Origin of the sequence: Pedobacter sp. HMWF019 (assembly GCF_003061025.1) — a bacterium.
Lineage (GTDB): Bacteria > Bacteroidota > Bacteroidia > Sphingobacteriales > Sphingobacteriaceae > Pedobacter.
In genome coordinates this window covers 1-11,157 of the sequence record NZ_QAIL01000072.1, presented here as the reverse complement: position 1 = coordinate 11,157, position 11,157 = coordinate 1, and the positions used below count along the sequence as shown (strand labels likewise).

The following is an 11,157-nucleotide window of genomic DNA, read 5'->3' as shown; positions in this document are numbered from 1 at the left end:
ATCAAGTGTAGCACTACAGAAACCGAAATGAATAAATTTGGTGGCAGATGATAGCTTTGTAACCTTTAAAAAAATATATTCCAATGAAAAATATCGTAGTAAAAATGAGTGTACTTTTTTTAGTCATGGCGATAGTTACATCTAAAGTAAGTTTCAGTTTATATGCCCAGTCCCGGACTCCCTCTATACTTTCATTTTTTTCGGAAAAGGATTTTAATCGATTTTTCCCTCAGCATAATCAGTTTTTTTCGTATAAGTCATTCAAGCAGGCAGTTGCAGAAATATCCGCAGTTAAAATCAGAATTGAAAAAAGAGGAATATGGATCTTCAAGATAACTAAAACCGATCTGGTAACAGGGAAAAGTACAGTAGTACGTCAGGATCCGGATTGGGAACAGGATTGGGCCAAAAAGCAACCTTACTCTAGTGCAGAGATTAATTATGGTGATTTCTGTTCAAACCTCAATAAAAAAGAAGCTGCCGCCTTTTTTGCACACATCGCACATGAAACCCGTAATGGAGTAAATGGAAAGTTTAATGATGGGCTGATGCTGACACATGAGCTACGCACAGATCTTGAATATGTAATCCAAAATAAAGTATATCCAGCTGTAGCTGGTCAGAAATACTATGGGAGAGGTCCTTTACAATTGAGTTATAATGGTAATTATGGGTTTGCATCTACAGTTATTTTTGGAAACCCAGATATATTGTTGAACAAACCAGATCTGGTAACCAAGGATCCGGTTTTATCTTTTAAAACCGCGATTTATTTCTGGATGACACCACAAAACAGGAAACCATCAGCACATGCTGTCATGACTGGAGAATGGAAGCCTTCAGAGGCAGAAAAGGCCTCAGGTTATGCACCAGGTTTTGGAATGACCATTAACCTCATTAATGGCAGTATAGAGTGTAATAAAGGAGAAAACGATCCTGGAATGCAGGACAGAATTGGTTTCTATCGCTATTTCCTAAAATTACTCAATGTTTCAGACCCCAACTGTGTATGTTCCTGTAGTAAAATGGTGCCCTTTCCATCTTAATAAGCCTGATCACAATTTATTCATCTCTTAAACACTGAATTGGATCTGCTCCTGCAGCTTTTATCGCTTGTAAGCCCACGGTTAGCCAGGCAATCAGTAATGCCAGCATACCTGCTGCCAAGAAATACCAGAGCTGGAGTTCCATTCTGTAAGCAAATGTATTTAACCAGTATTTAGTCATCACGTAGCTGACTGGTAAGGCAATCAAAATCGCAAAGAATACAGGTTTGGCAAAATCTTTGGATAAAGTGTAAACAATATTGAGTTCACTTGCACCTAAAACCTTTCTGATGCCAATTTCTTTTAGTCTTCTTTCGGCAGTGAAGATAGCCAGGCCAAACAAGCCAAGGCATGAGATGACCACTGCTATTGAAGCAAAGTACCTGGATAATACCGATACCCGGGTTTCGGCTATATATTGTGACTGGAAATCTTGGTCTAGGAATTTAACATTCAGGTTAAAGCCAGGATTGTAGGCTGCGCTTAATTTCTGTAAACCATCTGTAACTTCTTTTACTTTACCCGGGCCAATTTTGACCATCACTCTGTTGGTTCCAACAGGGTCATACCTTAAAAACATTGGTTTTACAGGCTCATGTAAGGATTCAAAATGAAAATCCTTAATCACGCCAATGATCTCGAAATTTTTACCCCAAAGCGTAAATGTTTTCCCAACCGGATGACTTAAACGCATCACTCTTATACCCGCTTCATTGATGATGATCTTTGAAGTGTCTGCACCAAACTTATTGGAAAAACTTCTCCCGCTGGCCATTTTTATACCTAAAGTTTCTATGAGACCGGAATTTACCGTTGCCCTTTGGAATTTAATAGCCTCTTTTGGATTTCTTCCTTCCCAGCTGAAATCTCCAAAAGTATAACTCAGGTCTCCAAGAAGTTCCCGGTCTATACTTGAGGCATCCAGGACACCCGGGATTTTTTTTACGGCATCAATAGCAAAATTCACATTGTCTCTGAATTTTCCTTCGGTTTCAAAATAGATTACATTGTCTTTTTGGTATCCCTGGTTTTTTGTCTGTACATATTCGATCTGCTTATAGATCACAAACACACCTACAATTAAAATCACCGATAAGGTAAATTGAAAAACAACCAATCCCTGGCGTGTCCATAATGCTCCCGAACTGAGGTTGAGTTTTCCCTTTAAAGCAGCAACCGGCTTAAGCCCCGAAAGATAAAGTGCCGGATAGCTTCCAGATACCAGACCGGTGAAAATGGTTATGGCAAGAAGCGATAAAACAAGTGAAGGACTATAATACAGGCTGAGTTCCTTTCCGACAATATGATTAAATTGAGGCAATAACAGTTCAACTACAAGTAAGGAAACAAATACCGCTAAAATAGTGAGCAGAAGGGATTCTGCCATATACTGTAAAATGAGTGAAGCTCTTTGTGCACCCATTACTTTTTTGATGCCTACTTCTTTTAACCTACGCGAAGCTTTTGCAGTAGAGAGGTTCATGAAATTAATGCAAGCGATCAAAAGGATAAAAACGGCAATGAGAGAGAACAGTTTTACATAATCAATCCTTCCTCCATCCACTTTCCCATTTTCAAATCTGTTGTACAAATAACCATCGGCAAAAGGTCTGATGAATAAGCTAATGTTTTTTTCTCCCTTTGATTTTAAAAAGCCTTCTAGTTTTGCGTTAAATTGTACTGGGTTGGCACCTTTTTTTAAGACAAAGAAAGTATTGGGACCATAGTTCCCCCATTTCAGATAAGTTTCACTAATGTTGAATAACGCATCCAGAGAAATCAGGAAATCAAATTGGTCGGAAGAATTAGCAGGCGTATTTTTAAAAACGCCTGATATGAGCGCTTGCCTGTTACTTTTAACATCGGCATTGGTCCAGGTAAATTCCTTTCCAATAACATCAGTTGTATGAAACAGCTTTAAGGCTAAGTTCTCAGAAACGACTACCGTGTTATTGTTCTTCAGTACTTGATCAGCTCGTCCGGTAATCAGCGGATAATCAAATATTTTAAAAAAGTCTGCGCCAGCGAATTTTCCTGCAGCTTTTACCGGGGGACTGTTATTTACAGATACCTGACTCTGTCCAAGCCAGTAAGTAGGGGATACCGTTACTGCAGACGCTACTTCAGGCATTTCTTTAACCATAGCTTCGGCAAGAATTCCCGGGGTTCCGTCAACTGTATGGATCCCTTCGGTTATATGTTCGTTTTCCATGACCTGGTAGATGTCTTTATGGTGGAAACGGTCCATTTGCATTTCGTCATTTACCCACAGGTAGATCATCAAAGCGCAGGAAAGTCCTGTTGAAAGTCCAATCAGGTTAATAAAAAAGGAGCTTTTATACCTTTTGAAATTTCTATAGATCAATAAAAGGTGATGCTGGAACATAGTTGTTTTTATTATTTGTCTCTGTTGTCCAATCTGTATGCCATGCCACAAAAACCAACTGACAGCGCTAAAATAAGGTTTTTAGATCAGTAAGTGTTCATATATGGACATATTTAGTTCGTATATGAACACTACTGATTAATGAAAAAACACCTATAACTTATTTTTCAGTTTTAAAACTGAAAAATAAGTTATAGCTTTGGATATGGAAGAACTCACTAAAACTGAAGAACGGATCATGCAGATCATCTGGGAATTAAATACCGTCTTTGTGAAAGACATCATAGATCATATGTCTGAAAATCCTAAACCGCCTTACAATACCATTTCCTCTGTGGTCAGATTGCTGGAAAAGAAAGGGTATCTGGGTTATCATGCTTTTGGGAAAACCCATCAGTACTTTCCTCTAATCACCAAATCGGAATATAGAAAGACTTCCTTCAGAAAACTACTCTCTGGTTATTTTGGTGGTTCGGCAGAATCCTTGCTTTCTTTTATGGTTAAGGAAGAGAAACTGTCGGAAGAAGAAATCAAAAAGATTAGAAACATTATTGATCATCAATAGTGTATGGCTTTCTTTAACTATTTACTTCACTTTTCGGCATGCCTAACGATTTTTTACGGCGTCTTCTTCCTGTTTTTCAGGAAGCTTACATTTTTTAATCTGAACCGGTTGTATTTACTGTGTGCGCTGCTGGTAAGTTTGCTGATTCCTGTTTTAACGATAAAATTGCCAACCTTTTTTAAGTCTGTTGAAATGATATTGCCAGAGAGGTCAACTACTAGCATAGGCATTCCCGATAATTTCAGAGCAGTACCGGTAAATAAAACCAGCTTTGACTGGATGTTAACTGTGCAAGTCCTGTACTGGGGGATAAGTGGCTTACTGATGCTCAAATTGCTGTATGCCATAGTTGTAATCCTTTTAAAAACATTAAAAAAAGGAAAAAAGAACGGAAGTTTCTGGTATATATATGACCACTTCAATTCAAATGCTTCTTTTTTCAATATGATCTTTTTAAATCCTGAAGGGGCTGAAGAGGAGCGGATTGTAGTTCATGAGCAATTACACTGCCGCTTGTTGCATTCCATCGACCACCTTTTACTGGATGTTGTAGCTGCTTTTACCTGGTTCAATCCCATTATTTATTTTCTTAAAAGAGATCTGTATCAGATTCACGAGTATCAGGTGGATCACTTCTTGATTCAAAAATATGATCCCAAAGATTATGCTGAACTTTTGTTACGATCTGCCAGTTTTGAAAGTCGGAAAATATTGAATACATTTCACACACCCTCTGTACTTTACCGGGTTCAAATGATGTTTAAGGAACGGAGTGATGGAAAACTGAGGATGGTTTACTTTCTGATCATATTTCCATTGACCATGGTGATTTTATATTTTAATACTTCGGGCAGGGCTTATGGAAGTAATGCCGGCAGAGGTTTTGTACTCGTTATCGACGCAGCACATGGGGGCAAAGATGCCGGGGGAATAAGCATAAATGGGGTTCAGGAAAAAGACATTGTGCTTCAGGTAGCTTATAAGCTTAGGGATGAGGCAAGGAAACGGGGAATATCAACGGTGATGACGCGAGGTACTGATGAATTTATGACTTTGAAAGACAGAACCGCTTTGCAAGGAAATTTCTTTATTTCCCTGCATATGAATGCTGGTACTTCAGGAAAGTCTTCCAAAGGTCTGGAGCTGATTTACAGCGCTGAAAATATGCAGGCAGAAACCTCTCATCAGATAGCGCTGAGCTTACAGGAGAAACTCAGAAAACTTCAGGGTATGCAGGTCTCAGATGAAGTGATGAACAGTAATTTATATGTTTTACGCAAAAGCCGTTCGCCAGCAGTGGCCATTGAAATGGGAGATGCCAATTTTTCACCTGATTTAAAATTTATACTTAATCAAGAGAAACAGCAGGAGCTTGCTGGTAAAATAATGGATGCCATAACCAGTTTTTAGACAGTTTTCTTTCTTAAATAGAATTATGAAGCAATTTATATTGACCTCATGGCTATGCCTTTGCCTTTTAAATGGCTTGAATGCCCAGATTACAGTTGTAGGTTACAAGATTTACAGAGAACAATTTATTCTGTTGAAAGAAAAGAAAATAGATTTAAAAGAAGTTGTTATACAGGCTGAAGGTAAAAGATACCTGGAACAAAAGTTAGACCGCACCGTGATCAATGTGGAAGCTTCATTATCCCATGCGGGGTCCAGTGTGCTGGATGTACTGGGAAATTTACCTGGAGTGGAGGTGTCAGACAATCAGATGAGTTTAAAAGGTCAAAGCGGAACTGCTGTTTATATCGATGGCCGGCCATCTTATCTTTCGGGCAAAGACTTGTATACTTATTTAGGCTCACTTTCCGCATCAGCTATTGCCCAGATTGAATTAATACCTAATCCACCGGCAAAATATGGTGCTGGAGGTACGGCTGGAATCATAAACATCAAAACAAAACGAGAAACAGGAACAGGTTTTAATGTTAATTTGACTATAAGTTATGGTCAGGGGAGATATGGGAAAACAACAGGAAACTTAGGTGTCAATTACAGGAAAGAAAAACTAAATGTTTTTGGAAATATAGGATATGATGTGACCGATAATTTTTTCCAGGTAGAACGTTTAAGAACGTTTTATCCGGAAGAAATACAGCGTTATACCCTACAGCAATATAACTTTGAAACCAGCAGAAAAAGAAGTTTTAACTACAAGGCTGGCCTGGATTATGAAGTGGGAACCAAAACCAATCTAGGTTTGATTGTAAACGGTTTTTCAAACCAATATCATGAACGGGGTCTTTACCGGATTCAATTCCTAAATGCAGAAAACAGTTTAGATTCTATTTTAAAAACCACAAGCACATTGGAAAAGCAGACACGCAATACCAGCCTGAACATTTATTTAAAACACCTACTGGATAAAAGTGGGGCAGAATTCAACGTCAATTTAGATTATCTGGCTTATAATGACCAATCTAAACAGCACTCTGAAGGGCTTACCTATAACCCCGGTCAGATTATTGTGAGTAGAGATGACCTTGGGTCTGAGAACCCGTTCGATGCAAAGATCTATAGTGCCAGTTCAGATATCGATTATCCGCTTAGAGGAGGACTGAAGCTATCTGGCGGACTTCAGTCCATTTACTCTCTTCGAAACAGCAAAGGTCATTACGTAAGCCGGTACAGTGATCAAGAAGAATATAATAGTTTTAATTACAAGGAACACATCGATGCTGCTTTTTTTAGTTTGCAAAAGGAATTTAAACGTTTCTCCTTTCAGGCCGGACTGCGTTTTGAACAGACCAGTACTTCCTTTCTGCAGCAGCATCATCTTACGGAAGTTTCAAGTTCTGTCTCAGGAAATTATGGCAATTTTTTTCCTACAGTTTACCTCTCTTACAAAATGGATAGTTCAGATCGTCATTTATTTATTTTGTCGGCTGGGAAGAGGATTACCAGACCAGATTATGAAGATCTAAATCCTTCTGTGTTCTTCTTTGATCGCTATTACAGTAATCAGGGAAATCCACTTATTGTGCCTGCCTTTTCCAATATGGCAGACTTAAGCTATACTTATCGTGGTCAATTTACCATGGGGCTAAGCTATACTCAGATACGCAACAAGATTACCTCTTACTATTTGCAAAAAGGAAATTCTTTGGTAAATACTACCGTTAATCTGGATAGAGCTGTTCTTATGAATATGTATGTTACTACTTCTGTTAGGCTGAAAAGCTGGTGGTTGTCTACGCTCAACCTCTCCATTCAGGAATCGAAATATAAAGCAAGTAATGAAGATACTCATCAGCTTTGCACTTTTACAGTGAACGGAAGCCAACAATTCAAAATAGAGAAAGACTGGACTGCAGAGATCAGCGGGTCCTATAGAACAAGGATAAGTTATGGTCAGGGGATCTACAGCCCTATCGGACGTCTAAATCTCGCACTCAGCAGAGGTTTTTACCGGAATCTGTTCAACCTTACACTCTCCGCCAGAGATCTGTTGTATAGCTGGAATATTAAACGAGATATTGTATTTAAAGACGCAGTTTTTCGGTCTTCCAATCAGAATGACACCAGGCAGATCAACCTCACATTAACTGCTAAGATTGGTCGGCTTAAAAACAAAAAGACACATCAAAACGGGATTCAGTCCGAAGAAAAAAGAGTAAGTGCAAATTAGAGGAAATGATTGATTTTATACCGGAATTCAATAATTCTATATAGCTTTGAACACAGGTTATACGTTTTACAGCATGAAGAATATCATTTTAGCAAGTACTTCTACTTTATTTGGGCAGAATTATCTTTCCTATCTTTTACCAGAAGTTAAACTTCTTTTTAAAAGTATTGAAGAGATCATCTTTATTCCTTATGCCCGTCCTGGAGGGCTGAGTCATGATGCATATACTCAGAATGCAGCAACAGCTTTTGCTACTTTAGGCATCCGTGTAAATGGGTTACATACTTTCACTGACCCGGCTAAAGCCATCAAAGAAGCACAGGGCTTCTTTACAGGCGGTGGAAATACCTTTTTGCTGGTAAAACAATTGCATGAACTTGGCTTAATGCAAATCTTAAAAAATGCCGTTGAACAAAGTAAACCCTATCTGGGAACAAGTGCTGGAAGCAATATCGGAGGACTAAATATGCAGAACACAAATGATATGCCTATAGTTTATCCTCCGGATTTTACCACCATGGGATTGGTCCCTTTTAATTTAAATGCACATTACTTAGATCCAGATCCCAGTTCAACGCACAATGGCGAAACCAGGGAAACACGGATTAAGGAGTTTCATGTGTTTAATGAAATTCCAGTTGTTGGGCTTCGGGAAGGTAGTTGGATAAGAGTTAAAGGGGAACTGGTGACTACAGAAGGTAGTAAGAATTCCAGGATATTCCTTCAAGGAAAAGAGCCTTATGAATTGTCTGCAGGTTCTGAACTCAATTTTAAATAACCTAAGCGTTCAAGATCGTTTAAACTTTTTGTCAGATGTGTTTTACCATCTGATAACACATACAGGTTATCAGAGATGTCCATGATATCTCTATATTTATGATCCGTAACCAGAATTCCTTTATTCTGTCGCTCTTGGACAATCATTTCTTTGATATGCTCAACTAAAACAGGACTTAAAAATGAAAAAGGTTCATCCAGAATGGCAAATTGTACCGACGATTTTAAGATCAGGTAAATTTCAAGTAATCTTTGTTGCCCGGAAGAGAGCGCTTTAAAGGATGATGTATAATGAGATTTGAATTCAGGGAACTGTTTTTCAAATGCTGCATATTCTATATTGAAGTCTGAAAATATCCTTTTTAAGGTTAACCAGCTTGGAATAAAATGCTGTTGTGGCAGGTAAACTAAAAGATCTGGCCTTTTAAAAGCATGTAATATAAAATTTCCATCAAAACGGATGCATTTGTGGGTAGGGGTTAAATTGCCATAGATGATATTTAGCAGGCATGTTTTTTAGAATACGATTAAGCTACTACAGTAGTCTAGAAAAAATAGGTCATTTTATGTATGTTGTAATTTTTCCCTTTATGGGCCATGATTGTATGTTTCTCCGGACTATAAACAAATCCCACCCTTTCATAACATTTTATAGCCGCAATATTCTGGTCCCACACCAGGAGTTCCAGTGTTTTCGTGTGATAAAGTCTGGCCGATTCTGCGACCAAAGATTTAATGAACCTTCCGCCTAAACCTTTTCCCCTGTGCGTAGGTTCGCCAACCAGGATCCGGGCTAACTTTGGTATGCCGCTGTCCTGCAGTATGATCTCGCCAAAAGCAAAAGGGGTTTTATCTTCGTATGCAACATAAAAACGGCGTTTGGGATGGGTTGTCTGGTAAACCGCAAGTTGCTGCGGAGTAATTGGGTAAGAAAAATCTGTACCGGAAAACTGGAGCAACAGTTCTGCATCAGTTACCCATTTTTCCAGGAGCTTAAAATCATCGGAGGTATAAGGTTTGAGCATATTTGGTCATTAGAATGTTGCGGAAAGATAAACGAATTTTGGTAGATTAATTTTAAACTCTAGCACTAAATTTGTAACATTAGGCTTTTAAAAACAAAAAACAGCTGGAAAAAGCGCTCAGGATGACCTATTATAAGCACTATTCATTCGACCTTTGGTTAACCCTTATTAAATCCAATCCTGTATTTAAAGCAGAGCGGACCAAATACTTCTATACCCATTTTAATGCCAGTCATAAACCTATTGAAGAGGTTGCTTCAATATTCAGAAAGGTGGATTTGCTGGTGAATGCAATTAATGAGAAAACTGGTAAAAATATAGATGCAGAGGAGATGTACCTGATGGTCATTAGTATTATTAATGATTATTCTACTGCATTTCATGATATAGATCTGGAACAGCTCTATCATGAAATGGAAGAATTATTATTGAAACATATGCCCGTTTTATACTGTGCGGAGTGTACCGACGTTTTATATAGATTAAAAGATGGAAATTCCAGTACCATTAGTCTTTTAAGTAATACGGGATTTATTAAAGGAAAAACGCTAAGAAAAGTGCTTAAACATTTAGAATTGGATAAAGTACTGGATTTCCAGCTGTATTCAGATGAGGTTAGATTGTCTAAACCTAATCCGGACTTTTTTAACCTCATGCTACAATCGATAGACAGAAAAAGACATCCGGAACTGGAGCTGCAAGAAATTATACATGTAGGCGATAATCCCGTTGCAGATGTTCTTGGAGCAAATACCATTGGGATCAACAGCTTGCTGATCAATTCAAATCATCTAACCATCACACACCTACTTTCATGATCCCATTTACCTATTCCTTACATAAGATTGATAATCCCAGTCATTTTAGCTTTCATGCGGATGATTACAGCCTTTTTAAATTCGGAGATGACCTTGTTGCCGAAAAATTCGGGAAAGACCTGGCCGACGGATTCATCCGGGATTTCCTGTCCGAAAATCAGATCGAAGAGCAAATGGTTGTTATCTCCAGCCCTTATTCTTTCATACCTACAGCGACCTTCGCTATGAAGAACTATTTTGTTTATCAGTTGAACCGTTGGCTGGCGGAACGGGGTATGTCTGTAATTCAGGAAGTAAAGGTGCACAGAACCATCACTTATAAAGAAGACTATGGTGAACTGAGTGCTGAAGAACGGATTAGACTGATCGGTAATGACTCTTTTCATATTGATAAAGATTTCCTTGAAGGAAAGACTTTATTGTTTCTTGACGACATCAAAATAACCGGGAGCCATGAAAGGATGATCCTGAAGATGGTCAAAGAGTACAACCTCAAAAACGATATTCATATGCTCTATTTTGCCGAGCTGGTGAATAAAGAAATTCATCCTAATATTGAGAACCACCTGAATTATCATAAAGTAAAGTCCATTTTTGATCTTGAAGGGATAATCGACGGTGGTCATTTCTGTATGAACACCAGGATTGTTAAATATATCCTGAACTGTGATTTTAACAGCTTTTCGGTATTCCTGGAAAGACGGGAAGCGCGTTTTATAGATCATTTGTATGATCTGGCACTCGGTAATGGTTACCATACCATAGAAGCCTATGCTGAAAATCTGGAGTTTGTAAAAAAGAACTTAAATAATAAAAACTATAAATTAATATAATATGGCCATTAACTTGCAAAAAGGGCAGAGAGAAAATATTGGAGCCCCAAAATTTACTATTGGTTTAGGC

At 38.3% G+C, this 11,157-nt stretch carries 10 protein-coding genes; 7 read left to right on the top strand and 3 right to left on the bottom strand.

All coding sequences use genetic code 11. The features are described 5' to 3' along the window. Positions 1–83: 83 nt before the first annotated feature. A complete protein-coding gene (locus DBR11_RS04620; RefSeq protein WP_108550439.1) occupies positions 84–1,046 on the top strand; it encodes a chitinase in 963 nt (320 codons plus the stop codon). Between the two features lie 16 nt (positions 1,047–1,062). Here the strand turns inward: DBR11_RS04620 and DBR11_RS04615 are convergent, their stop codons facing one another. Continuing rightward, a complete protein-coding gene (locus DBR11_RS04615) occupies positions 1,063–3,432 on the bottom strand; it encodes an ABC transporter permease (protein WP_108550438.1) in 2,370 nt (789 codons plus the stop codon). 205 nt (positions 3,433–3,637) lie between these two features. Here DBR11_RS04615 and DBR11_RS04610 point away from each other — a divergent pair, with 205 nt between their 5' ends. The 4 genes from DBR11_RS04610 to pepE all read left to right on the top strand — a co-directional run bounded on the left by DBR11_RS04610 (position 3,638) and on the right by pepE (position 8,412). Next, entirely contained in the window at positions 3,638–3,997 is a 360-nt protein-coding gene (locus DBR11_RS04610) for a BlaI/MecI/CopY family transcriptional regulator (protein ID WP_108550437.1), read from the top strand. A 192-nt stretch (positions 3,998–4,189) separates the two neighbouring features. Next, positions 4,190–5,407 (top strand): N-acetylmuramoyl-L-alanine amidase, encoded by a 1,218-nt coding sequence (locus tag DBR11_RS04605; RefSeq protein ID WP_158275208.1) that lies wholly within the window; start codon positions 4,190–4,192, stop codon positions 5,405–5,407. Positions 5,408–5,432: 25 nt separating this feature from the next. Next, positions 5,433–7,634, top strand: a complete 2,202-nt coding sequence (locus DBR11_RS04600) for an outer membrane beta-barrel family protein (RefSeq protein WP_108550435.1) — start codon at positions 5,433–5,435, stop codon at positions 7,632–7,634. A gap of 73 nt (positions 7,635–7,707) precedes the next feature. Next, a complete protein-coding gene (pepE, locus tag DBR11_RS04595) occupies positions 7,708–8,412 on the top strand; it encodes a dipeptidase PepE (protein ID WP_108550434.1) in 705 nt (234 codons plus the stop codon). Here pepE and DBR11_RS30615 read toward each other — a convergent pair. Beyond that, the gene (locus tag DBR11_RS30615) at positions 8,373–8,918 is read right to left on the bottom strand and encodes an ATP-binding cassette domain-containing protein (protein ID WP_108550440.1); all 546 of its coding nucleotides are present in this window, start codon (positions 8,916–8,918) and stop codon (positions 8,373–8,375) included. The genes pepE and DBR11_RS30615 overlap by 40 nt on opposite strands. Before the next feature lie 38 nt (positions 8,919–8,956). Then, positions 8,957–9,436 carry a GNAT family N-acetyltransferase gene (locus DBR11_RS04585; protein ID WP_108550433.1) on the bottom strand — a complete coding sequence of 160 codons (480 nt, stop codon included), beginning with the start codon at positions 9,434–9,436 and terminating at the stop codon, positions 8,957–8,959. Between the two features lie 122 nt (positions 9,437–9,558). Between DBR11_RS04585 and DBR11_RS04580 the strand changes: the two genes are divergently transcribed. Both DBR11_RS04580 and DBR11_RS04575 read left to right on the top strand, forming a co-directional pair. Then, positions 9,559–10,254 (top strand): HAD family hydrolase, encoded by a 696-nt coding sequence (locus tag DBR11_RS04580; protein WP_108550432.1) that lies wholly within the window; start codon positions 9,559–9,561, stop codon positions 10,252–10,254. After that, entirely contained in the window at positions 10,251–11,087 is an 837-nt protein-coding gene (locus tag DBR11_RS04575) for a phosphoribosyltransferase family protein (protein WP_108550431.1), read from the top strand. Before DBR11_RS04580 ends, DBR11_RS04575 begins: the two co-directional genes overlap by 4 nt. The last annotated feature ends 70 nt before the right edge of the window (positions 11,088–11,157 follow it).